Source organism: Falsiruegeria sp. JB4-1, from assembly GCF_055693495.1.
On record NZ_JBVFTZ010000001.1, the window covers coordinates 1,385,327 to 1,408,115 of the forward strand.

The 22,789-nt window shown below is 56.3% G+C and carries 25 protein-coding genes and 2 pseudogenes; 16 read left to right on the plus strand and 11 right to left on the minus strand.

Translation table 11 applies throughout. The annotated features are described in order from the left end of the window. Positions 1 to 80: 80 nt before the first annotated feature. Complete coding sequence (locus tag ACZ1HE_RS07080; RefSeq protein WP_472620145.1) at positions 81 to 956, minus strand: TIGR01459 family HAD-type hydrolase; 876 nt, start codon at positions 954 to 956, stop codon at positions 81 to 83. 87 nt (positions 957 to 1,043) lie between these two features. Continuing rightward, entirely contained in the window at positions 1,044 to 1,967 is a 924-nt protein-coding gene (locus ACZ1HE_RS07085; protein WP_472620146.1) for a GlxA family transcriptional regulator, read from the minus strand. Positions 1,968 to 2,065: 98 nt separating this feature from the next. Here ACZ1HE_RS07085 and ACZ1HE_RS07090 point away from each other — a divergent pair, with 98 nt between their 5' ends. Continuing rightward, a complete protein-coding gene (locus ACZ1HE_RS07090; protein ID WP_472620147.1) occupies positions 2,066 to 2,476 on the plus strand; it encodes a GFA family protein in 411 nt (136 codons plus the stop codon). 67 nt (positions 2,477 to 2,543) lie between these two features. Here the strand turns inward: ACZ1HE_RS07090 and ACZ1HE_RS07095 are convergent, their stop codons facing one another. Together ACZ1HE_RS07095 and ACZ1HE_RS07100 are read right to left on the minus strand one after the other, a co-directional pair. After that, positions 2,544 to 3,464 (minus strand): manganese-dependent inorganic pyrophosphatase, encoded by a 921-nt coding sequence (locus ACZ1HE_RS07095; protein ID WP_472620148.1) that lies wholly within the window; start codon positions 3,462 to 3,464, stop codon positions 2,544 to 2,546. Between the two features lie 112 nt (positions 3,465 to 3,576). Next, a complete protein-coding gene (locus ACZ1HE_RS07100; protein WP_472620149.1) occupies positions 3,577 to 4,575 on the minus strand; it encodes a TraB/GumN family protein in 999 nt (332 codons plus the stop codon). 114 nt (positions 4,576 to 4,689) lie between these two features. Here ACZ1HE_RS07100 and ACZ1HE_RS07105 point away from each other — a divergent pair, with 114 nt between their 5' ends. The 9 genes and pseudogenes from ACZ1HE_RS07105 (at position 4,690) to ACZ1HE_RS07145 (ending at position 10,905) form a co-directional block, all read left to right on the plus strand. Beyond that, on the plus strand, positions 4,690 to 5,361 hold the full coding sequence (locus ACZ1HE_RS07105) for a DUF2161 domain-containing phosphodiesterase (RefSeq protein ID WP_472620150.1): 672 nt from the start codon (positions 4,690 to 4,692) through the stop codon (positions 5,359 to 5,361). Between the two features lie 154 nt (positions 5,362 to 5,515). Beyond that, a complete protein-coding gene (locus tag ACZ1HE_RS07110; RefSeq protein WP_472620151.1) occupies positions 5,516 to 5,803 on the plus strand; it encodes a co-chaperone GroES in 288 nt (95 codons plus the stop codon). Positions 5,804 to 5,854: 51 nt separating this feature from the next. Next, positions 5,855 to 7,505: pseudogene (groL, locus tag ACZ1HE_RS07115) on the plus strand (chaperonin GroEL). 79 nt (positions 7,506 to 7,584) lie between these two features. Then, positions 7,585 to 8,052, plus strand: coding sequence for a GNAT family N-acetyltransferase (locus tag ACZ1HE_RS07120; protein ID WP_472620152.1), 468 nt, complete (start codon positions 7,585 to 7,587; stop codon positions 8,050 to 8,052). An 84-nt stretch (positions 8,053 to 8,136) separates the two neighbouring features. Then, positions 8,137 to 8,358: a hypothetical protein gene (locus tag ACZ1HE_RS07125; protein WP_472620153.1), complete on the plus strand. Its 222-nt coding sequence runs from the start codon at positions 8,137 to 8,139 to the stop codon at positions 8,356 to 8,358. Further along, entirely contained in the window at positions 8,346 to 8,597 is a 252-nt protein-coding gene (locus ACZ1HE_RS07130) for a hypothetical protein (RefSeq protein ID WP_472620154.1), read from the plus strand. The genes ACZ1HE_RS07125 and ACZ1HE_RS07130 overlap by 13 nt, the downstream gene beginning before the upstream one ends. Before the next feature lie 16 nt (positions 8,598 to 8,613). Continuing rightward, the gene (locus ACZ1HE_RS07135) at positions 8,614 to 8,946 is read left to right on the plus strand and encodes an EamA family transporter (RefSeq protein WP_472620155.1); all 333 of its coding nucleotides are present in this window, start codon (positions 8,614 to 8,616) and stop codon (positions 8,944 to 8,946) included. A 40-nt stretch (positions 8,947 to 8,986) separates the two neighbouring features. Further along, the gene (locus ACZ1HE_RS07140; RefSeq protein ID WP_472620156.1) at positions 8,987 to 9,757 is read left to right on the plus strand and encodes an alpha/beta fold hydrolase; all 771 of its coding nucleotides are present in this window, start codon (positions 8,987 to 8,989) and stop codon (positions 9,755 to 9,757) included. Then, entirely contained in the window at positions 9,754 to 10,905 is a 1,152-nt protein-coding gene (locus ACZ1HE_RS07145) for an alpha-D-ribose 1-methylphosphonate 5-triphosphate diphosphatase (RefSeq protein WP_472620157.1), read from the plus strand. The genes ACZ1HE_RS07140 and ACZ1HE_RS07145 overlap by 4 nt, the downstream gene beginning before the upstream one ends. Before the next feature lie 79 nt (positions 10,906 to 10,984). On the opposite strand, the gene ACZ1HE_RS07150 is transcribed toward ACZ1HE_RS07145, so the two are convergent. The 3 genes from ACZ1HE_RS07150 to ACZ1HE_RS07160 form a co-directional block, all read right to left on the minus strand. Continuing rightward, entirely contained in the window at positions 10,985 to 12,058 is a 1,074-nt protein-coding gene (locus tag ACZ1HE_RS07150) for a 5-(carboxyamino)imidazole ribonucleotide synthase (protein WP_472620158.1), read from the minus strand. Then, on the minus strand, positions 12,051 to 12,539 hold the full coding sequence (gene purE, locus ACZ1HE_RS07155) for a 5-(carboxyamino)imidazole ribonucleotide mutase (RefSeq protein WP_472620159.1): 489 nt from the start codon (positions 12,537 to 12,539) through the stop codon (positions 12,051 to 12,053). Before purE ends, ACZ1HE_RS07150 begins: the two co-directional genes overlap by 8 nt. A 112-nt stretch (positions 12,540 to 12,651) precedes the next feature. Beyond that, positions 12,652 to 12,876 carry a YdcH family protein gene (locus ACZ1HE_RS07160; RefSeq protein WP_085794755.1) on the minus strand — a complete coding sequence of 75 codons (225 nt, stop codon included), beginning with the start codon at positions 12,874 to 12,876 and terminating at the stop codon, positions 12,652 to 12,654. A 162-nt stretch (positions 12,877 to 13,038) separates the two neighbouring features. Here ACZ1HE_RS07160 and ACZ1HE_RS07165 point away from each other — a divergent pair, with 162 nt between their 5' ends. From ACZ1HE_RS07165 to ACZ1HE_RS07185, 5 genes and pseudogenes are all read left to right on the plus strand, one after another. Further along, positions 13,039 to 13,452, plus strand: a complete 414-nt coding sequence (locus ACZ1HE_RS07165; RefSeq protein ID WP_207559640.1) for an Hsp20 family protein — start codon at positions 13,039 to 13,041, stop codon at positions 13,450 to 13,452. Positions 13,453 to 13,455: 3 nt separating this feature from the next. Continuing rightward, positions 13,456 to 13,680: a DUF1150 family protein gene (locus tag ACZ1HE_RS07170; RefSeq protein ID WP_472620160.1), complete on the plus strand. Its 225-nt coding sequence runs from the start codon at positions 13,456 to 13,458 to the stop codon at positions 13,678 to 13,680. Between the two features lie 141 nt (positions 13,681 to 13,821). Then, positions 13,822 to 14,699: pseudogene (locus ACZ1HE_RS07175) on the plus strand (PhzF family phenazine biosynthesis protein). Continuing rightward, complete coding sequence (locus ACZ1HE_RS07180) at positions 14,696 to 15,556, plus strand: hypothetical protein (RefSeq protein ID WP_472620161.1); 861 nt, start codon at positions 14,696 to 14,698, stop codon at positions 15,554 to 15,556. The pseudogene ACZ1HE_RS07175 and the gene ACZ1HE_RS07180 overlap by 4 nt, the downstream one beginning before the upstream one ends. Positions 15,557 to 15,636: 80 nt before the next feature. Then, positions 15,637 to 16,662, plus strand: a complete 1,026-nt coding sequence (locus ACZ1HE_RS07185; RefSeq protein ID WP_472620162.1) for a glutathione S-transferase C-terminal domain-containing protein — start codon at positions 15,637 to 15,639, stop codon at positions 16,660 to 16,662. A 106-nt stretch (positions 16,663 to 16,768) separates the two neighbouring features. On the opposite strand, the gene ACZ1HE_RS07190 is transcribed toward ACZ1HE_RS07185, so the two are convergent. The 4 genes from ACZ1HE_RS07190 to trxB all read right to left on the minus strand — a co-directional run bounded on the left by ACZ1HE_RS07190 (position 16,769) and on the right by trxB (position 22,004). Then, on the minus strand, positions 16,769 to 18,484 hold the full coding sequence (locus tag ACZ1HE_RS07190; protein ID WP_472620163.1) for a bifunctional sulfate adenylyltransferase/adenylylsulfate kinase: 1,716 nt from the start codon (positions 18,482 to 18,484) through the stop codon (positions 16,769 to 16,771). 231 nt (positions 18,485 to 18,715) lie between these two features. Further along, the gene (locus ACZ1HE_RS07195) at positions 18,716 to 20,404 is read right to left on the minus strand and encodes an adenylate/guanylate cyclase domain-containing protein (protein ID WP_472620164.1); all 1,689 of its coding nucleotides are present in this window, start codon (positions 20,402 to 20,404) and stop codon (positions 18,716 to 18,718) included. A gap of 131 nt (positions 20,405 to 20,535) precedes the next feature. After that, entirely contained in the window at positions 20,536 to 21,066 is a 531-nt protein-coding gene (locus ACZ1HE_RS07200; RefSeq protein WP_472620165.1) for an RES family NAD+ phosphorylase, read from the minus strand. Continuing rightward, positions 21,063 to 22,004 carry a thioredoxin-disulfide reductase gene (trxB, locus tag ACZ1HE_RS07205; RefSeq protein WP_472620166.1) on the minus strand — a complete coding sequence of 314 codons (942 nt, stop codon included), beginning with the start codon at positions 22,002 to 22,004 and terminating at the stop codon, positions 21,063 to 21,065. The genes ACZ1HE_RS07200 and trxB overlap by 4 nt, the downstream gene beginning before the upstream one ends. 224 nt (positions 22,005 to 22,228) lie before the next feature. Here trxB and ACZ1HE_RS07210 point away from each other — a divergent pair, with 224 nt between their 5' ends. After that, positions 22,229 to 22,729, plus strand: a complete 501-nt coding sequence (locus tag ACZ1HE_RS07210; protein WP_472620167.1) for an Lrp/AsnC family transcriptional regulator — start codon at positions 22,229 to 22,231, stop codon at positions 22,727 to 22,729. Positions 22,730 to 22,789 lie beyond the last annotated feature (60 nt).

The following is a 22,789-nucleotide window of genomic DNA, read 5'->3' on the forward strand; positions in this document are numbered from 1 at the left end:
GCAGCAATAAAACGTCACGCCCCATCTGGATAAGGCAACTTTATTACTTTGCAGGTGCAGAAAATCAAGCTCTTTTTTCGTCAACGCAAACGCCCGATTGTGTAGGTCGGGTTGGACTTTTCCGTGTCCAAATAAGCTTTTAGCGCGTCCGCATCTGGGCTGAAGCCAGTTTTTGTTTCCTGTGCGGCCAGACCACCCGAGATGAAAAGGGAATCGATCCCTTCCCCCATGCCGCCCGCAATGTCAGTCAGCACGCCATCGCCGATTGCCAAAATCTCGGAATCAGGCACGTCTTTGCCCAGGCTTGCCAGCCTCCGCCGCGCCAAATCATAAATCGGCGGATGCGGTTTGCCGAAATAGAGGCTCTCGCCCCCCATCTCAGTGTAAAGCCGTGCCAGAGCACCCGCACACCATTCACGCACTTCGCCGCGGTCGACCACGATATCGGGGTTAGCGCACAAGAGCTTCATGCCTTTGGTTTTGGCATAGAGGAAGTCCGAGCGGTTCACGTCCGGGTTGGCCATAGGGTCGAAGGGGCCACAGCACACGATACCTTCGGCCTCCTGCAGTGGAACACGTTCGATTTCAACCGGGTTTTCCAACAAGTGCAGCGGCTCAAAGAAGCCGACATCCCGTTGCCATTCACCCATGAAATAGACCTTGTTCCCAACTGTGCCCCGGAACATGGCAGACCGCGCGCTGTCGCCGCTGGTGGCGATGATGTCATAGGCGTCATTAGGCACATTGAACTGGCTCAACTGGCTGGCCACACCTGCGCGTGGTTTCGGAGAGTTGGTGACAAGGACTACGGTGCCGCCTCTGGCCCGGTATTGCTGCAATGCGGCAACAGCTTCGGGGTATGCGGTTACGCCGTTGTGGACACAGCCCCACAGGTCAACGAACAACGCCTGGTAGCGGTCTGAAACTTCGGAAAGTGCGGTGATGATCTGAGACATGAAATCGGCCTAATCGTGCAGTGTCTGACAAGAGGTGTATGCCCGACAGGGATCGGATTGACCATGCTGAGAATGCGAGGCAGATGTTCAGCGTCGAAAATTCTCCAGGGTTTGACCTGTCCGCTTGAGCATCACCCGCCGCAGGGCCGTATCGTCGCCATAGCCGACGCGATGTGCAATCTCACCTTGAGGCAGGTCAGTGGTGCGGGCCAGCCGAATTGCTTCGGTCACGCGCAAGGTCTGGGAAAACTCGGTGGGCGTCATTGCCGCCTTTTGCGCCAATCGCCGGGCGAATGTCCGCGTCCCCAAACCCGCCGCCTTGGACAACTCGGCCAAATCCACCTGACGCGAGATATTGCGCCGCAGGAAAAGCTCGGCCCTTTGCAACGGGGAGTCTCCGGCCACCAAGGTGGCGACTGAGAGATAAGGCAACTGGCTGGGTCGGCTATCAGCCATGGTGAACCGGCGGCAATCTTCGGCGAGCGCAAAGCCGCCGAACTGCTCGATCAGCGCCAGCATCAGGTCGATCTGTGCAAAGGCGGCGCCGGCCGTGAACAGATTGCCGTCGCGCCGAACGATGTGCGAGGAATCGAGCCGCACTTTGGGAAACAGCGATTTGAGGTAAGGGGCCAGCCACCATGTTGTGGTGACCGCGCGACCGTCCAACAGCCCTGCCGCGCCAAGGGCAAAACACCCTGAACAGGCGCCCGCAATTGTGATGTCAGTGTCGGCAAGAGTTGCCAGGCACCGGGTCAGTTGCGCGAAATACTCTCCAGCCATGGCGTGCTGCAACTCACTCGGTGTTGCCAGACCCAGGCCCGGCAAAATAACCAAATCCGCATCACACCCCTGTGCCAGAGCATCATCCGGTGAGAGTATGTGCTGCTCGAACAACGGGTGTTCCCCAGTCAGCGCGGCAATCCGGTTGGCCGTGTCCAGCATCTCTTGAGCGATTGCCAAGCTTGAAAGCTGGCAGGGCGTGGGGTGCAGGATCAGGGTTCGAATGGGCATTTGTCTAAATTGGCATGGTAAATGTCATGTGTGACACTGCACAAAACTCGCCTCCTTGTCCATCCTTCACCTGACAATACAGATGGGAGACACGACAGATGACACATTCAGGCGGGTGCTTTTGCGGCGCGATCCGGTACAAGGTGACGGGCAAACCCATGCTCAAGGCGCAATGTCATTGCCGGGCGTGCCAGCATTTCACCGGCGGGGCGCCAAACTTGTTTATGGTGTTGCCTAAGGACGGGTTTCGCTACACTGAATGCAGCCCAAGCACGTACCAACGCCCCGATCATGAGGCACGAGTCACGCGAGAGTTTTGTTCGGTCTGTGGTACACACCTGACATCCCGACGGCCGGGACTTGATGCCGTGATCCTCAAGATTGGCACTTTAGACGAGCCAAGCGTCTACAAAGCCCCCAAGATGTCGATATATGTGGCTGAGGCACAGCCTTTTCATCACATCCCGGACGATCTGCCTGCCTTTGATGGATATCCTCAAATGAGGTGATCCCCGTCCGTTAGGACTAAAAAAGGCGCCCCAATGGGACGCCTTCGAAACTACGAAAAGAAGCTGATCAGACCTTGAGGTTCGGTATGATCTGCTTTTTGCGGCTCATGATGCCGGGCAGAACGACGGCGTCTCCGTCAACCGACGCGCCAAAGCTCTTTTCTGCCAAGCCTTTAACCAAGTCGTTGGGGACTAGCAGAGTTGCCTCTTCGTTCAGGATGTCGACGACAAACAGCAGAACTTGATCTACGCCGTCTTCGCCTGCGACCGAAGTCATCGAGTCCATCAGCGATGCCTTGCGGTCCAGAACGACGCCCGGCGCAGTGGTTTCCAAGACCGAAACGCGGAACTTGGTGCTGTCAACTTCGTATTCCTTGCTGTCCATGCGGATCAGTTCTGCGTCCGAGAATGACGAGACGTCCGACTTGGCGGCAAACATGTCGGCAGCATAAGCCGATATGTCCAGACCCAGATCGGCGGCCAGTTTTTCGGCTACGGCGCGATCGTGGTCGGTGGTGGTGGGGGACCGGAATTCAAGCGTGTCCGACAGGATGCAGGTCAGCGCCGCGCCTTTGATGGCTTCGGGCATCTTGTCGGCATCATCACCCATCAAGTCGATCATGATGGTGGCAGTGCAGGCCAGCTGACGAATGGTGATGTCGATCGGGCCTTTGGTTTTCAGGCCACCCACCAGAGCGTGGTGGTCGATGATGGCTTGAACGTCGGCGCCGTTGATGTTGGCGGGCAGTTCCGCAGGGTTGTTGGTGTCGACCACGACACAGGCCTGACCGTCGGCTACGTCTTCGATAATCTCGGGTTTGTCGAGGTTCCAGCGTTGCAGCATGAAGGCCGCTTCGGTATTGGGCTCGCCCAGCAAGACGGGCTTGGCGTCAACGCCTTTGATTTCGTTCAAATACCAGGCCCAAATTATGGGCGAGCCGGTGGAATCCGTGTCGGGGGATTTGTGCCCAAATACAAAGGTGGTCATGACTGCGTCCTGAACTGATCTGATGTTGGCGCCTTATAGGTCGCGCCAGCTGCCTTGTCACGGGGCAGAATATCCGGGTGCGACGCATGGTCTACCTCCGGGGAAATTATGGTCAGAACTTGGCGCGTTCCAGCTTGTACCCTTTGCGTTGCAAGAGGTTTAGCAATCCGTTTTTGCCGGGCAGATGTGCCGCTCCTGCCGCAATCACTATCAGGCGCTCCGGCCGCGTGGTGATTACAGGAATCCAGGCCAGATTTCTGGCATCCAGAAGTTGAGCGTCCAGTTGGCGTATCAGTCGGGTCGCCTCTTTACGTGACACGTGACCCGAACTGTAGTGGTTCCATTGTCGAAGCAACCACGCTTCAGTAAGCGACTCGTTGAAGTAGGCGTTGCGCATTGTGATCAGGAAGTTGTTGTTATCGGTGCCATTAACCAAGCTCAGCTCCAAAAGTTTTGCTTGATCCCGGTAGGGGCGATTTGAAAGGGCGCGGAATCCGGCACTCTTGGGTTCCAAAGCCATAATCGGTGTTTTGGTGCGGTCGGCGTGGAGTTTGATTCGATAGTCCAGCCCCTCGCGAGACGTGAGGCCCCGGACGTTACAAGCAGAACCTCCAAGCGCTATCGCAAACACCCAGGGCTGGATATGTGGCAGGACGTCTGATGGGATGTTCATCCGCAAGCTGGCCCATTGAACCGTTTGCCACGTGGACTCATTCAAGATCGCTGGCAGTTTCGTTCCGGATCGCATGAAAAAGATTCGAGGATTTTGACGAACGATGTCTTCGTCGTTCTTAACAAAGTCGGAAATTCCTTCCGCCATGATCAAATCCGCTTCTGCAATAATCGGGCGCAGGCGGCGCATGACCGGATGCATTCGCGCATCTCCGAAATGCTGAGTTCCGACAATATGAAGACGTTGACCGTTTCTTGTGGCAATCCAGTGATTGCCATAGGCAAACGGGACTTTGCTCGCTTCTTGCTCCAATCGTGCCTTTGCGCTTGGGTCCAATCGCTTGATCAGGTCCCGCCCTTTGCAAGCTGCTTGCACCGCGGTAGTGGGCAAGAGAATGAGACTAAACACAAACAGTACGACCAAAACGATGCGCTGCATATTCACTCCAATTGGGCAACGGTTAGATCAACTTTAGGTTGAAAGCAACAATGCGCAATGGCGTGAGTGTTTGGGCAATTGTGATTGGGGCATTTTAGGTTCTAAGGTAAAACAATGCAGCGTGAACAGGAACTCTATCCACCGATAAAGACTCTGCTCGAAGGGCAGGGGTACGAGGTCAAGGGCGAGGTTGGAGCCGCCGATGTCATGGCCTGCCGTGGGGATGAGGCACCTGTTATTGTAGAGTTGAAACTACGGTTTTCCTTGAACCTGTTTCATCAGGCGATCACGCGATTGTCGGTGTCGGATCTGGTCTACGTCGCTGTTGCCCGTCCCACAGGACGGTCCGCGCGTCGAACACTCAAGGACAATCTTGCCATGTGTCGGCGGTTGGGATTAGGGCTGATCACCGTTCGCGCCGATGGTCGGGTTGAAGTGCATTGTGATCCGGGTCCGTATGCGCCGCGCAAGTCCAAGAAGCGGGCCGAGCGGATGTTGCGTGAATTCAGCCGCCTCAAAGGCGATCCAAACGCTGGAGGCGCGACACGACACGGCATTGTCACTGCGTATAGGCAAGATGCATTGCGCTGCGCTGCGTTTCTGGCAGAGAACGGTGCGGCGAAGGGGGCGATCGTGGCCAAGTCCACCGGTGTGACCAAGGCCACAACTTTGATGCGGGACAATCACTATGGCTGGTTCGAGAAGGTTGAAACCGGTGTGTACGCACTTACTTCGCAGGGGGCCGAGGGGTTGATCCACTGGGCCTACAGCTGGGAAGCGGACTAATTTCGCAAAAATTCTGGCCTCAGGCGTTGACTCGGAAATTCCATGTGCCTAGCTATGCGTCGTTAGCACTCAACTACGGTGAGTGATAACGGCTCGATGCAAGGGAGCGTCGGAGCCGTAAGGAAACGAACTTTGAGCTTAAGGAGCTGCAAAGATGGCATTGAAACCGCTTCATGACCGGGTACTGGTTCGCCGTACCGAAAGCGAAGAAAAAACCTCGGGCGGCCTGATCATCCCCGAATCCGCAAAAGAAAAGCCCAGCGAAGGCATTGTTGTGTCGACCGGCGAAGGCGCACGTAAAGACAGCGGTGAGCTGATCTCGATGGCCGTTTCGGCTGGCGACAAGATCCTGTTCGGCAAATGGTCGGGCACCGAGGTTCAGGTCGACGGCGAAGAGCTGCTGATGATGAAAGAAAGCGACATCATGGGGATCATCGAGTAAGCCACCCGGCTTCTCTGACCCCATTTCAAGACTTTTCAAGGAGAAAAGAACATGGCTGCTAAGGACGTCAAATTCGACACCGATGCCCGTAACCGTATGCTGGCTGGCGTGAACATCCTGGCTGACGCTGTCAAAGTGACGCTGGGCCCCAAAGGCCGTAACGTGGTTCTGGACAAATCGTTCGGCGCACCGCGCATCACCAAAGACGGTGTATCTGTTGCCAAAGAGATCGAGCTGGAAGACAAGTTCGAGAACATGGGCGCACAGATGGTGAAAGAAGTTGCTTCGCGCACCAACGACGAAGCAGGCGACGGTACCACCACTGCAACCGTTCTGGCTCAGGCGATCGTTCGTGAAGGCCTCAAGCAGGTTGCTGCTGGTCTGAACCCGATGGACCTGAAGCGCGGCATCGACCTGGCGACCTCGAAAGTGGTTGAAGGCATCGTTGCATCGGCACGTGAAGTCAAAGACAGCGACGAAGTTGCTCAGGTTGGCACCATCTCGGCCAACGGCGAAGCAGCAATCGGCCAGCAGATCGCAGACGCGATGCAAAAAGTTGGCAACGAAGGCGTCATCACCGTTGAAGAGAACAAAGGTCTGGAAACAGAGACCGATGTTGTCGAAGGCATGCAGTTCGACCGCGGTTACCTGTCGCCCTACTTCGTGACCAACGCTGACAAGATGATCGCAGATCTGGACGACTGCATGATCCTGCTGCACGAGAAAAAACTCTCGTCGCTGCAGCCGATGGTTCCGCTGCTCGAGCAGGTGATCCAGTCGCAGAAGCCTCTGCTGATCATTGCTGAAGACGTCGAAGGCGAAGCGCTGGCAACTCTGGTTGTCAACAAACTGCGCGGCGGCCTGAAAATTGCTGCTGTCAAAGCACCTGGTTTCGGCGATCGCCGCAAAGCCATGCTGCAGGACCTGGCAATTCTGACCGGCGGTCAGGTGATCTCGGAAGATCTGGGCATGAAGCTCGAGTCCGTGACCATGGACATGCTGGGCACCGCCAAGAAAGTCGAAATCACCAAAGACGAAACCACCATCGTCGACGGTGCTGGCGAAAAAGCCGAGATCGAAGCCCGTGTTGGCCAGATCCGTGCGCAGATCGAAGAAACCTCGTCGGACTACGACCGTGAGAAACTGCAAGAGCGCGTTGCCAAACTGGCAGGCGGTGTTGCTGTTATCCGCGTCGGCGGCATGACCGAAGTTGAAGTCAAAGAGCGTAAAGACCGCGTTGACGATGCACTGAATGCGACCCGCGCAGCGGTTCAAGAAGGTGTAATCGTTGGTGGTGGTGTTGCTCTGGTTCAGGCTGGCAAAGCACTTGCCGAGCTGGAAGGTGCAAACTCGGACCAGAACGCTGGTATCGTGATCGTTCGTAAAGCAATCGAAGCGCCTCTGCGCCAGATCGCTGAAAACGCAGGCGTTGACGGTGCAGTTGTTGCTAGGCAAAGTCCGCGAAAGCGACGACGCATCGTTCGGCTTTAACGCTCAGACCGAAGAATATGGCGACATGTTCTCGTTCGGCGTCATCGACCCGGCCAAAGTGGTTCGCACCGCTCTGGAAGATGCGGCATCGGTTGCTGGTTTGCTGATCACCACCGAAGCCATGGTTGCCGACAAGCCCGCCAAAGAAGGCGCGGCCGGTGGCGGTATGCCCGACATGGGCGGCATGGGCGGCATGGGCGGCATGATGTAATCTGCCTAGCCTTTGTGCTAAGAAAGAAGGGGTCGCCTGTTGGCGACCCCTTTTTCTTTATTATCAAGGTGTTAATTTGATGCCCTCAGCGTCTCCAGCCGCGTTTCCCCAACACGTTGATTCGTTGTTGCAGGCCGCGTTCAAATCAGAAGATGAAGCGGCTCTGGTTCACATGTTGCGTGCGGATCGTGACATGGCAGCGGAGTTGACGGTGGTAGAAGACGATCGCCTTGTTGGGTATGCTGCCTTGTCGTGGATGCAGCGCCCTTCTGGGTGGGTCTGCCTTGCTCCGGTCGCAGTCGAACCTTCGGTGCAACGGCGTGGAATCGGTGGAAAGCTGATGAAGCTGGTGGGCCAGTGGATCGCCGAGCGAGATTTGACCGCGGTGGTTCTTGGAGACCCCGAATATTACGGAAAGCGCGGTTTCTCCGTTGCGCGCGCCCGAAATCTGTCGTCACCTTATCCCATAGAACATACTCTGCTGGCCGGACCGGGAGATGGGGCACCCAAAGAAAGGCTGGTATACCCTTCTGCCTTTGACGCGTGATCTTGTGACGTAATTTTGTCTGTTGGTCAGATTGACCTCAGGCTATGTGAGAGCATGCGTCTGATTTTGCTCACATCCGTGGTGATGATCGCCTTCGCCGCCAATTCGATCTTGAATCGGCTTGCCGTAAACAGCGGTTTTATTGATCCGGGTAGTTTTGCAGTGGTTCGCGTACTGTCCGGGGCATTGATCCTCTCGGTCCTGGTTTTATTGCAGGGGGGCAATTGCAATTTTGGCTCCGCCGAAGACTGGTTGGAGGTGGCGCCCTATCTCTCTATCTCGTCGGATTTTCCTTGGCGTACCTGACCCTGGATGCAGGTGCCGGGGCACTGATCCTGTTCGGTGTCGTGCAAATCGTGATGTTTGCGGTCACCAGCGTTTCCCAAACGCCGCCCACAGGGCGCCAATTCACAGGAGCACTGGTGGCTTTTAGTGGTCTGGCCTGGGTTTTGTGGCCAGGCGAAGGCGCCTTGGTCAACTCTTCTGGGGCTGTCTTGATGGGGCTGGCGGGGATCGGTTGGGGGGTGTACTCGTTGGTTGGCTAAGCATGAGAGTGATGCGTTGTCCGGAACAGCAGCCAACTTCATTGTGGCCTTTCCGGTAACCACTGTGTGCATCGCCCTGATATCTGGGGATTGGGTTGTCACACCTTGGGGGATCGGGCTTGCCGTTTTGTCCGGAGCGGTGACGTCGGGTCTTGGATATGCCTTGTGGTACCGTGTCCTACCGCAGTTGGTTCCGGCCGTTGCCGGAACCGTGCAATTGAGCGTTCCAGTCATTGCGCTTTTTGTCGGGGCATTGCTGCTTGGCGAAAAGTTGTCCTGGCCCTTGATTGCCGCTGCAGCCCTGGTTCTTGGCGGCATAGCGCTGGCCACGACGCGACCAAAGCGCTGATCTGCTTTTACCTCGGGCAAAAACGGGGTAGACGAGCCTGATGCGCAAGCTTCTTTTTCTTCTTCTGTTTTGGCCAGCATCTGCGAGCGCGGATTGCGTGGTTCTGCTACACGGCCTTGCCCGGACCGAGGCCTCTCTATCGGTCGCAGAAGAGGTGTTGGAGCTTTATGGTTACGATGTTGTACGACCTGGGTATCCGTCGACAGATTTGACCATTCCGGTTCTTGCAGCCCGGACAATACCAGCAGCGGTTCGTACCTGTGGTGATCAGACGGTGCATTTCGTTGCGCATTCCATGGGCGGCATTCTGATCCGCTATTGGTTTCGGGAACACAAGCCCACGAACCTTGGCCGTGTGGTGATGCTGGGGCCACCAAATCAGGGCAGCGAACTGGTTGATGAGCTTGGGGCGTTTGAAGTGTTTGGCATGCTGAATGGGCCTGCGGGACTTGCGTTGGGAACCGGTCCAGAGAGTATACCGCGCGCCTTGGGACCAGCGGATTTTTCGCTCGGTGTCATTGCCGGAACGAATTCTCTCAACCCTTTGTTCTCCGCAATCATTCCAGGGTCGGATGATGGCAAGGTGTCAGTGGCTTCAACCCGCGTTGAGGGAATGGCAGATCATATCGAAATGCCAGTGACGCACACTTTTATGATGAACAATCCGCAGGTGATCGCACAGACCATCCACTTCTTGCGATTTGGTCGCTTTGATCCCGGACTGACGTGGATCGAGTCTGTGCTTGGCACTATTGAGCAGGTGTGCGAGGGGCTGGGCTGCGAAGTTCCCATGTCCAAGAGCACCCGATGATCCCACTTGAATTGACCCTGACTGGTGCCCGCGTTCTGTTGCCGGGCGTAGGCTTGAGCGATGCTACGCTGAGTTTTGGAGCAGGTGTCATTCAGGCAGTTGAACAAAAGCGTCAGGTCGATTTGTCTGGCTATCTGGTTTTGCCGGGTATCGTAGACTTGCATGGGGACGGGTTCGAACGCCATCTCGCGCCTCGTCGTGGCGCAATGAAGCAAATGGACGAAGGCGTGATCTCGGCCGAGGCAGAGTTTGCGGCCAATGGGATTACCACAGCCGTGATGGCACAGTTCTTCAGCTGGGAAGGCGGGTTGCGCGCCCCGGAGTATGCAAGGCAGGTTTTTGCCGCGCTCAAGGCGGTCAGAGCCCGTGTCGTGACTGACTTGATCCCGCAGTTGCGGTTCGAAACCCATATGCTGGATGATTACGACGAGCTGGTAGATCAAGTGAGCGAATGGGACATTCCCTACGTTGTGTTCAATGACCATCTGCCGCATGACAGGCTGGCGGCGGGTAAAAAACCACCTCGATTGACGGGACAGGCGCTTAAGGCCGGGCGAAACCCGGATGTGCATTGGCAGATGCTGAAAGACATGCACGCGCGGGCAGAAGATGTCCCTGCAGCGGTGACAGCTTTGGCCGCGGACCTGTCTGCGCGCGGGGTACGGCTGGGCAGCCATGACGATCACACGGCCGAGGATCGCAAAACCTGGAAAGCGCGCGGCGTGTCGATTTGCGAGTTCCCTGAAACGGCAGAGGCGGCCGAGGCTGCGCGGGCCGCAGGTGATCCGGTCATTCTGGGCTCGCCCAATGTGGTTCGAGGTGGGTCGCACAAAGGCAATGCCTCGGCCCTGGATCTGATCGCCATGGGGCTTTGCGATGCTCTTGCATCGGACTACCACTATCCCAGCCCGCGGCGCGCGGCGGTGATGCTTGCGAAATCTGGAGTGCTGGATTTTGCAAGCGCATGGGACCTGGTGTCTGCGGGACCTGCGCGGGTGTTGGGGCTGTCTGATCGCGGTCGGTTTGAACCGGGACAACGCGCAGATTTGGTCATTTTGGAAGCGGACAGCCACCGTGTGGCCGCCACCCTGTCAGGCGGCGTGGTAAGCTACATGAGCGGGGAAATTGCCACGCGGTTCATCGGCTAGGCAGCGCGCCCACTCAGGCCCCGTTGGGACCATCGGGGACGCGCCCGAAAAATCAGGGATTTTCCGGCACCGCGCCGTTTCAGGTGTTGCGCTGGATCCGGTTGATATGACCCATCTTACGGCCCGCCTTGGTCTCGGCCTTGCCGTAGAGGTGGATTGCGGTGTCACGCTCTTTGGCGAGTTCGGGGATGCGGTCAACATCATTGCCGATCAGGTTTTCCATCACCACATCTGAATGACGCTGACCGTCGCCCAAGGCCCAGCCCGCAACCGCGCGAATGTGCTGTTCAAACTGATCCACAGCGCAGCCGTTCTGCGTCCAGTGGCCTGAGTTGTGTACACGCGGGGCGATCTCGTTCACGATCAACCCTTGAGGCGTCACAAAAAGTTCGACCCCCATCACACCAACATAGTCCAGCGCATTCAGGATATTGGCCGCCAACAAAACAGCATCCATGCGTTGTGCAGCGCTCAGGCGCGCGGGAACTGTGGTGGTGTGCAGGATGCCATCAAGATGCACGTTTTCACCGGGATCGAAGCAGGCGACTTCCCCGGACAGGCTGCGGGCGGCGATGACAGAAACCTCGTGGCTGAAGTCAACGAACCCTTCGAGTATCGCGGGGGCACCGGCCATGTCCGCAATCGCGGTTTCGGCATCATCAGCCGTTTTTAGACGCGACTGGCCCTTGCCGTCATAGCCGAAGCGGCGGGTTTTCAGGATTGCGGGTGTGCCGATTTCCGCCACCGCGGTATTCAGGCTTTCGAGATCGGTAACATCCGCGAAAGGGGCCGTTTTCAGGCCCAGACCTTGCAGGAACGTCTTTTCGGTCAACCGGTCCTGGCTCACGCGTAGGGCTTCGCGTCCCGGGCGAATGGGCCTGTGAGTTTCGAGTAGATCCAAAGCTTGGGTCGGGATGTTTTCGAACTCATAAGTGATGACGTCCACGGCTTGGGCGAACCGCTGCAATGCCTCGGCATCGTCGTAGGCTGCCGTGGTCACCTGATCGGCAACGTGGCCCGCAGGTGGGTTGGCTCCCGGTTCAAATACATGCGTTTTGAACCCCAGACGAGAGGCCGCGACCGAAAGCATGCGGCCCAGTTGGCCACCGCCGAGAATGCCAATTGTTGCTCCGGGGGCGAGGGCTTCAGTCATCGCTGGGCACCTCGGGGATTGAGGCGGAGAGATCATCGCGCCATTTATCCAGGCGCACGGCCAGATCAGGATCGCTGATGGCCAGAATGCCAGCTGCCATCAGGCCGCCGTTTGCAGCGCCTGCTGCGCCGATGGCCATGGTGGCGACCGGGAACCCTTTGGGCATCTGCACGATGGAATATAGCGAGTCGACACCAGACAACGCGCGGGTCTGAACCGGAATACCAATTACCGGGACGCGGGTTTTGGATGCCATCATGCCAGGCAGATGCGCGGCCCCGCCAGCGCCCGCGATGATCACATGCAGGCCGCGTTCCACTGCCGTCTTGCCATAGTCCCACAAACGGTCCGGCGTTCTGTGTGCCGAGACGATCCGGGTTTCATAGGCAACGCCCAATTCGTCCAGAATATCCGCTGCCCCTTTCATCGTAGGCCAGTCCGATTGGCTGCCCATGATGATCCCAACTTTGATCTCGCTCATCCGATCCGCCCCTGCTTGCGAAAGAGCGCGCACTATAGCCAAATCGCCTTGTTAAGCAATGTGGATGAGACGGGTTTGTCAGAGGTGTTTCGTCGCGGCTCTGCCACACGCGTCAAGCGATGATATCCGGCGTCAGGCGGTCTTCGATCAGGGCGATCATATCCTTGACCCGCAGCTTTTGCTTTTTCAGCCGTTTGATGGTGAATTGATCGCCGGTTCCGCGATCAACCAGAGCCATGATGGCCTCGTCCAGATCCCGATGTTGCCGCTTGAAAACCTCCAACTCCACCCGCAGGACGTCGTCGGTTTTCATCGATAGATCTGTGGGAGCGTTCATATGCGACTCGGGTATTGGTGGTCTTGCTGGACATAGGATACGCGTTCACGATGTTTTCGCCTAGACCTTGTTAAGGGGGAATTTCTTCCCATATTCAACAGGTGTGGTTGCCGAATCTGGGACCGTGCGCACCGTCGCTTTGACAATAAAGGACGATAAGACGTGTCAAAACTTACTCTTGGCTCATACCCACACATGCTGGGGTTCGAGCAATTGGAACGCCTTCTGGAACGCTCGGCCAAATCGGGCAACGAAGGGTATCCCCCGTATAACATCGAACAGACCTCGGATTTCTCGTACCGCATCACGCTGGCGGTGGCCGGTTTCGCCGAAGAGGACCTGTCGATCACAATCGAAGACCGCCAGCTGGTGATCCGGGGCCGTCAAAGCGACGACAGTGAAGGGCGGGTTTTCCTGCATCGTGGCATTGCCGCGCGCCAGTTTCAGCGCATGTTTGTATTGGCCGACGGGGTCGAGGTCGGCGAGGCGGTAATGGAAAACGGGTTGCTCCATGTGGATCTGACGCGCGCGCGTCCGGAAACCGTGGTGCAAAAGATCAACATCAAGAAAGGGTAAGCGATGGAAACGCCATTTGATTTCAATGAAAACGGCAGCCGTATCGTATATGTCAAAACCGTAGAGGTTGCGGACCTGCCCGATCAGATCAGGGCCGAGGCCGGGGATCACGAACAGCTTTACGCGGTGCACGACGAAGAGGGGCAGCAATTGGCCCTGGTCGCGGACCGCAAGCTTGCCTTCATGCTGGCACGTGAGCATGACTTTTCGCCGGTTGCCGTGCACTGAATATTGGGAATTCAGAGATTTGTGTGAAAGGCGCAGCGTTCTGCTGCGCCTTTTTGCTGCCCGTACTTGGTGCTTTTGAAGTGACACTCTGAGAATGAGGCAGTACCTCTTGATCCCGATTGCGCCAATAGGAGGCTGACGATGAGCTGGTACGAGTTTGACTGGGTGGACGCTTTCACCGATCAGGCCTTTGGTGGCAATGGCTGCGCTGTGGTTCACGACGGTGCCCATCTATCCGAAGATATCTGTACGGCCTATGTGCGAGAGACCTCTCTGGTTGAATGCACCTTTACCGGTCCGTCTGACGTGGCCGATATCAAAGTGCGCTATTTCCTTGCCAGTCGCGAGATCCCCTTTGCCGGTCACCCAACTATCGCAACCGTTGCTGCGATGCGCTCTCGAGGGTTGATCGAGGGTGACGAATTGGTGCTTGAGACAGGCGCTGGGCTGGTGCCGATCCGGCTGAACGGCGAGGACATCGAAATGACGCAGGTGGCGCCACAATTTGGTGCCGCCGTGCCGGTCGAAATGGTGGCCCGCACCGTCTCATTGCCGCCTGAGGCGATCGTAGCTCAGCCCCAGATGGTATCAACCGGACTGCCGTTCTGCATCACCGTCCTGCGGGATCATGAAGCGCTGCAACAGGCCAAGCTGAATGTGAATGCCATGCGCGAGATGGCGGCGAGCCAGGGCTACGCTGGAACCGACATGCTCGAGCCGTTTCTGGTCGTCTTGCAGGGCGCGACCGAGACAGGTGACACCTTCTCGCGGCTGTTGATGGCGCCGCCCAGCCCCCCGAGGACCCCTTTACAGGTTCCGCTACTGGTGCGATGGCCGCCTATCTCTGGCGACATGGATTGATGAAGAAAGAGATATTCACAGCAGAACAGGGTCACGGCATGGGCCGCCCTGGTCAGGCCACGGTGACGCGCGTCGGCCCACGTGACGACATCACTGGGGTCAAGGTCGCGGGGCAGGGGTTTGTCCTGATGCGCGGCCAAGTGGATCTGCCAGAATGAGCGTCGCAGCAATCGCAGTTCTGCCTTATGGCATGGGGCTTGGGCCCAAGCTGGCGACAGTGCCGGTGACAGATCTGCTCTGGCCGCTTGGATGTCCTGACCGACTGATTGGCAAGACAGTGGGCGATCTGCTGCCGAGCGATCACCTGATCGTTTTTCCAAAGACTGCCACGCACTTTCGCCTGCGACGCGGTACCCGCGCCAAGATATCTCTGGTGATGGGAGAGCCTTCAGTCATTCATGCCAAGCACCTGAAACTTTTACGGTTTACCTGGCGGCGTTTCTTTCGCGTGTTGACGTTTCATGAAAGCCTTTTGAATCGTATTCCCAATGCGGTGTTCTTCCCTTTGGGCACCACCTGGGTGCCAGAGTGGAGAGAGCTGCCATCAAACAAGACAGCAATGTGTTCCCTGATCGCCTCGGCCAAGCGAGACAGTGCCGGACACAAGCTACGCCATGCGATTGTTGATTGGTCTCGTGACACCGACCAGGACATCATCATCATGGGGCGGGGATATACCCCGTTCGAGCACAAGGCAGATGGTTTGGCGCCATACCGTTACTCGGTCGTGATCGAGAACGTGCAGGAACGGAACTATTTTTCGGAAAAACTGCTGGATGCCGTGTTCTGCAACACGGTGCCGATATATTGGGGGTGTCCCAACCTCGAAGACTTTGTTGACCCCAAAGGTATCATTCGCTGCAATTCCGAAGCCGAGGTTCGGAGTGCCGTCGCTAAGATGTCGAATGAGGATTTTGAAGAACGCCTCCCGGATCTGAAACGGCTGCAACTGGAGTTGGAACCCTACGCCAATCTTGAACGCCGCGCGGCCGAAGCCATTCATGCTTGCCTGTGACCCAAAGACGGTGCGGGTCTATTGCCAAAGAGTGCGATGCTGAGGCTTTCTTAGGTAGGAAGAATTTTGGAAATTGACCCATGACCGATAGATCAACGCAGGAAGATCAGGCAGACGCTACGGCGCGGCGGGAGCGTGGAGAATTTGTGCGGGGCGTCAGTGGTTTTAGGGGCGCAATTGGTGACCAACACTTTCCGTCGGAAATGGGTCGGTACCACCTATTTGTTGCGCTCAACTGTCCCTGGTGTCACCGGGTGACGTTGGCGCGGAATGTTTTGGGCCTGCACGACAGCATTTCGATGGATGTTGCCTTTCCCAATCGCACAGACGAAGACGATCCTGCGGGACCTAATTTCTGGCAATTCGCACCTGATCTTGTGGCGTCAGTGACCGGGGCACCCTTGTCAGAGTGCACCTTGGACACCGGCACGGGGCAGGGGTATCGGCTTGTTCGCGATATCTATCGGGCCGAGGGGTCACAAGAACAGTCCGTGCCTGTCCTGTACGACAAGAATTTGGGGCGCATTGTCAGCAATGAAAGCGCCGAGATCATTCGCATGCTGGATCGGAATGCAGAGGCGCTGGGCAGCACACTGAAAGGGCCTCAAAGACCGCGCCTATATCCCGACGACTCTGCGAAGCAGAATGAAATCAACGTCCTGAATGAACGTATTTATGTCGCTATCAACAACGGGGCCTACAAAGCAGGGTTTTCATCTGATCAGAGCACCTACACAGCCGCATTTGATGCCTACTTCGAGGCATTGTCAGAGCTTGAAAACATCCTCGCAAGCGACAGCCGACCATATCTGACAGGGGCCAATTTCAACGAAGCTGACCTGCGACTGTTTCCTACGTTGTACCGTCACGACCCGGTTTATTACGTGCGCATGAAACTGAACGGGGCCAGAATTCTTGATTATCCGCATCTTTGGCGATGGCTTTGTCGGGTGCATGCCCTGCCGGGCGTGGCAGAGAGCAATTCACTTGTCCACTGTCGACAGGGGTACTTTGGTCGAAGCTGGAATGGTGTGATACCGTTGGGTCCCCTCAAGCCGATGACCTACCCCGAAGCCTACCGTCATCCGGAATTGGCAAGCCAGTGAACGGAAATTCGTAAGGTAACAAAAAATCACCTCGCCGAAGATCGGCGAGGTGTCGTTTTTTCCTAAACTTCAAACTGGACCAAAACAGGCTTCCGGTTTGTAAGCTTCAGCCGGATACAAGACCCATGCTTTCGAGTTTGAGCAGAACTTGATGCGCACAGTTGTCAACATCGACGTTCTCCGTTTCCACACGCAGCTCTGGATTTTCCGGAACATCGTAAGGATCTGAGATGCCGGTGAACTCTTTGATTTTCCCCTCACGCGCCAATTTATACAGCCCCTTGCGGTCTCGGCGCTCACACTCTTCGATCGTGGTTGCGACGTGCACTTCGACAAAAGCTCCAAAGGCTTCGATATCTTCGCGCACAGCCCGCCGTGTCGTCGCATACGGGGCGATGGGTGCGCAAATCGCGATGCCACCGTTTTTTGTGATCTCGGAGGCGACATAGCCGATACGGCGAATGTTGAGGTCGCGGTGTTCTTTCGAAAAGCCCAATTCTGAACTGAGGTTCTTACGCACGATGTCGCCATCCAGCAGTGTCACCGGACGACCGCCCATCTCCATCAGTTTAACCATAAGCGCATTTGCGATGGTTGATTTTCCTGATCCCGAAAAACCGGTGAAGAAAACAGTGAAACCCTGTTTGTTCCGTGGCGGACGAGTGCGGCGCAATTCGGTCACCACTTCGGGGAAAGAGAACCATTCGGGGATCTCCAAACCCTCTTGCAGGCGGCGACGCAATTCGGTGCCCGAAATGTTCAGGATCGTGACGGCATCCTTGTCGGCAATCTCGTCGTTGGGTTCGTACTGAGCGCGTTCCTGGACAAAAACCATATGCTTGAAGTCGACCATTTCGATGCCGATTTCATCCTGATGCTCTCGGAACATGTCCTGCGCATCATACGGGCCATAAAAATCTTCGCCCGCTGAGTTCTTGCCAGGTCCAGCATGGTCACGGCCGACAATGAAATGCGTGCAACCGTGGTTTTTCCGGATGATCCCGTGCCAAACGGCTTCGCGCGGACCGGCCATGCGCATGGCAAGGTTCAACAGTGACATACCTGTGGTGGCAGCCGGGTATTTGTCCAGTACTGCCTCGTAACAACGCACGCGGGTAAAGTGGTCTACATCTCCCGGTTTGGTCATGCCGACCACCGGGTGGATCAATAGGTTGGCTTGAGCCTCTTTCGCGGCGCGGAACGTAAGTTCCTGATGCGCACGATGCAGGGGGTTACGGGTTTGGAATGCAACGACGCGACGCCATCCGACCTTGCGGAAAAACGCACGCAACTCGTTGGGAGTGTCACGCCGGGCGCGAAAATCATAGTGAATGGGTTGCTGAATACCGGTAACCGGTCCACCCAGATAAATCTTACCTGCGGTATTGTGCAGATAGTTGACTGCCGGATGAGCTTGATCGTCCGCACCAAACACTTTCTCGGCTTCGCGCGCCTTGTTGGGTTCCCATTTGTCGGTGACAGTCATGGTTCCCAGAATGACACCCTCCTGGTCGCGCAGGGCGATATCCTCATCGGCGTTCAGAGATGCGGCAAACTCTTCGGACACATCCAGCGTGATTGGCATCGGCCACAAAGTTCCGTCCGAAAGACGCATGTTTTCGACCACGCCGTCGTAGTCTTTTTCAGTCAAAAAACCTTTGAGCGGATTGAAACCGCCGTTCATCATCAGTTCAAGATCGCAGATCTGTCGTGGGGTTAGGTCCCAGCTTTTCAGATCAGCTGCTTCGACTTTCAGTTTTTGGGCTGAGTCATAGGAGACATAGAGTTCGGGAATAGGTGCAAGGCTATTTGACATCGTCATTCAATTCTCTCTTCGAGGCCAGTGCGTATTAAGGACGAAATGCTTCCGGTTCGCGGAGTAACCCCAGTTGAGTGGCAATGTCCAGAAGTGAGACTCAAGAGAAGGACAGCGTGTGATTGTTTCGCACAGGGCGGAACAAATACAACGAAACCGTAACGTTGGACGGACCTACGTTTGTTTCTGAAACCCGATGAACGGAGACACGTTTTCCTTCAAAGCCGAATGAGTGGTTCAATTCTGTTGCGACCCGGCCATCGAAAGCTGTTCATACAAAAGCTTTGCTTCCTTTACAGGCAGGGCGCGAATTGGTTCGGGCACGCCGCGTAGGGTAAAACTGGTCAAGGTTACGTCCGAGGTATCGATGTCGGCCTCAACAAGAACAGGCTCGGACACCAAAAGTTCGACGCCGAGTTCTTTTGTCTGACCTTCAAGTCGGCTGGCCGCATTTACGGTGTCGCCAATAATGGTTCTGGGGGCGTGTCCGGCAGAGCCGATTTCACCCAATACAAGGTTCCCAAGGTGCAATCCGATGCCAATACGTACCGGCGGATCGCCTTCTGAAAATAGTGTTTGATTAAATTCTTCCAGTGCCTTGCCGACTTCTGCCGCAGCCCGAAGAGCAGCCTTGGCAGATTTTTGTGCACTTTCGCTTTCGAACACCGCAAGCAGTCCGTCGCCCAGGTATTTGTCCACGGTGCCGCCCGAGCCTGTGATGGGAGGTACAATGGCGTCAAAGAATCGGTTGAGGAGGAACACCACATCATAAGGCAATTGCCCAGTGGTTCGGGACGTGAAACCGCGCATGTCCAGAAACAAAATAGCCAGCTGCCGTTCTTGCCCGTGACTTTTGTGGGCACGATGACGTTCTCCGTTCGGTTTGAACACCCGAAATACTGTGGCCGGATTGGTTGGGCGGATTTGACAGGCGAGGCGGGTGTTGGCCGACGCATTGACCGCGCGCAGACTTTTCGCTTCGGTTTCAGAGGGAGGCTCCAGCAGATCAATGCCTTCTTCGATCACGACGCGGCAGGTGGTGCACCGCCCCTTGCCACCGCATAGGGCGGTATGTGGAACCCCGTTGGATTGGGACATTTCCAGCAGAGTCATGCCTTTTTCAGATGTGATTTGCGGTCCCTGAACATAAGAGATGCGAACAGAACGGCGCCGGGCCAGCAATTTGCGGCCCATGTAGGTGGCCGCTGTCAAACCCAGAAGAGACCAGAAGACCGCCATACCGGTTTCATTTGCATCAAACAGGGCCTGAAATGTTTCGCGTGAAGGCCAGTTGAAGTATTCCATGTACTCTGGCCTGAGTTCGTCATCTATGAATATGTCGTACATTCTGCGGCCTTCGGTGAGCAATCCGGCCAAACCGAATGCAGGAACCAGAACCGCAACTCCAATGAGATACGAACTCAACTTGCGCCACAAAGGATGGAGCCGCAGCCAGAAATGCATCCCGATACACCCGTGAACCCACACGATCAGCATCAGCCCGCTCTGCTTCCAGATCGACGAGGTTGGCCACATGAGAATGATTAGATAGCTCATCTCGTCGTTCACATCGAAGAAGGTGTGGGCGTATCGTGTCTGAACCAGATGCAGTATCAGCTGTGTTGGAATGATCAGCCCCAAAACAACTTGCAATGCTTCGCTGACCGGCATGCGTAATGTGCGACGCCTTGCGACCCGGGTAAGCGCAAGACCCGCGTGGACAACAAGCGACGTATAAAGGACCGCACTGCCCAATGGGCTGCGAACCACGCTCCGCATGATGTCTTCCATTTGGATCATGGCGTCCTGTGACACCAGCCCCATGCCAATATTTGCAAAGTGAAAAAAGGCGTAGATGAACAGGACAAGGCCCGTGACGATCCGGGCCCGTGTCTGCCAATCTCCGCGCCATAATGCGCTTTTCAAGTGGAACTCCACTGCAGTTTATTATTGTTCTCACTGTGGCGGGATGGTTTGCGATTGGTCAAGGCACAGTGGCCGATCAATCATTTGAGGTCTTGTGGGACGCGGGGCGCTTCGATGATGACTATCGGGCGTTACGCTTCGCCAATTTTGTAGTGTGGATCAAATGGCATTGGCGGCCCGTCACGGCGAACCGTTGGCCCATCCTCACAATTCCAGCGAAATAAGGTCAGATGGGTTAGGTCCGGGCGGCTTCGGGAAGGAGTCAGCACTCCGGTGACGCCACTGGCCCTCAGGCGATCAGCCAACTCCCATGTGGGAGAAGTTTTTCCTGCAGCGTGCATGTTAGCCCAAAACACGTGCAGGTCATCTAGGGTGACCAGCAATAGTTCGCGTGTCGGGGGCCTGCGCAAATCAACAACGCGCGCGGCTTTTATTTGAAACGGAAAGATTCCACGCGACGGGTCAGCTGGCTTTACATAGGCGCGCAACGCGACTTGGCAGCCTTCGGGTGTGCCTGAGAGGTATAGAGCATTTTGCCCGTCGTGATGCCAGCGCCCGTTTGGGGCGCCGGCAGGGGCCAACAACTGTTCATCCTGACCCAAAAAACCGGCACGCCAGAAACGCCCCGTGACCTGAACAACGTGGTCAGGTGGCAAGTTCATTCGTGTTCGGCCAAGAACCTTTCGGCATCCAGTGCCGCCATGCAACCCATTCCGGCGCTTGTAACGGCCTGACGGTATACATGATCGGTCAGGTCGCCAGCTGCAAAGACGCCGGGTACCGATGTGCGAGTGGTGCCTGGTTCGGTCACGACATAGCCGCCCATATGGGTGTCGAGCGTATCCTTGACCAATTCATTCGCAGGCGCGTGGCCGATGGCAATGAAGACGCCCTTGCAGGGAATGTCGGTGATTTCACCGGTTTGCACGTTTTTAACCTTGACGCCTTCGACGCCCAGAGGGGCGTCGGTGCCATAGACCTCGTCCAGTTGGTTGAACCAAAGGGTTGCGATCTTTTCGTTCTTGAACAGGCGATCTTGCAAAATCTTTTCTGCACGCAGCTCGTCGCGGCGGTGGATCAATGTGACTTTGGAGGCAAAGTTTGTCAGGAACAATGCTTCTTCAACCGCGGTGTTGCCACCGCCCACAACCACGATTTCCTGCCCGCGATAAAAGAAACCGTCGCAGGTGGCACAGGCAGAGACACCAAACCCCTTGAATTTCTCTTCGCTTTCCATCCCGAGCCATTTGGCACGTGCACCTGTGGCCAGAATGACGGCGTCGGCGGTATAGACCGAGCCGCTGTCGCCCTTGGCAGTGAAGGGTCGTTTGGAAAGGTCGAGATTCGTGATGATGTCACCGATAATCTCGCAGCCCATCGCCTGTGCGTGTTCTTGCATCTTGATCATCAGATCAGGGCCCTGAACCTCGGTGAAACCGGGGTAATTCTCTACCTCGGTTGTCGTGGTCAGCTGCCCGCCCGGTTCAATACCCTGAACAAGGATCGGCTCTAGCATAGCGCGGCTGGCGTAAACGCCGGCAGTATAGCCTGCTGGACCTGATCCGATGATCAGAACTTTGGTGTGACGTGTTTCGGCCATCATGACCCCCTGTGATCTGCCCGAATGCTAGAGGCAACGCCTGCCGCCCCGGGGCATGGATATAGCGATGGAGTTGCACGTCTTAAACCCCTCAATCATGTCCCCGTGAATTTTGGGTGACTGTGAAGCGAGCAATTGAAAACGATCCCGTTCGGCTAGCGACGAAACATTATTGCGCCCGCTTGGGGCGCTGCTATAAGAAACGCAATGTGAGGGAGCTATTCATGGTCGCAACACGACTGGATCCGATTGATCGAAAGATACTGTCGGAATTGCAAGCAGACGGCCGAATGACAAACGTCGAATTGGCCAAGAGAGTGGGGATATCCGCCCCTCCATGCCTGCGGCGGGTGCGCACGCTGGAAGAAGCAGGGCTGATCCGGGGATACCACGCGGACGTCAATGCGCGCGAGTTGGGATTCGAAGTGCAGGTTTTTGCCATGGTCGGCCTGGATAGTCAGGCCGAATCGGAATTGAGCGCCTTTGAGGAACGCTGCAGGAATTGGCCACTTGTGCGGGAGTGCCACATGCTCAATGGCGAGGTGGATTTCATCTTGAAGTGTGTCGCGCCCGATCTCAGCAGCTTTCAAAGCTTTTTGACGGGCGAATTGTTGAGCACACCGAATGTGGCCAGCGTCAAAACATCCTTGGTTATTCGCGGCGCGAAAGATGAGCCCGGCGTTCCTTTTGATATCCTGGAAGAGCGTTTGAACCGGACGGCTTAATTGCCGCCTTGGGATCCAGCTGGCCGGAACGGACGGACGGTAATAAAATGGCCGCGAAAA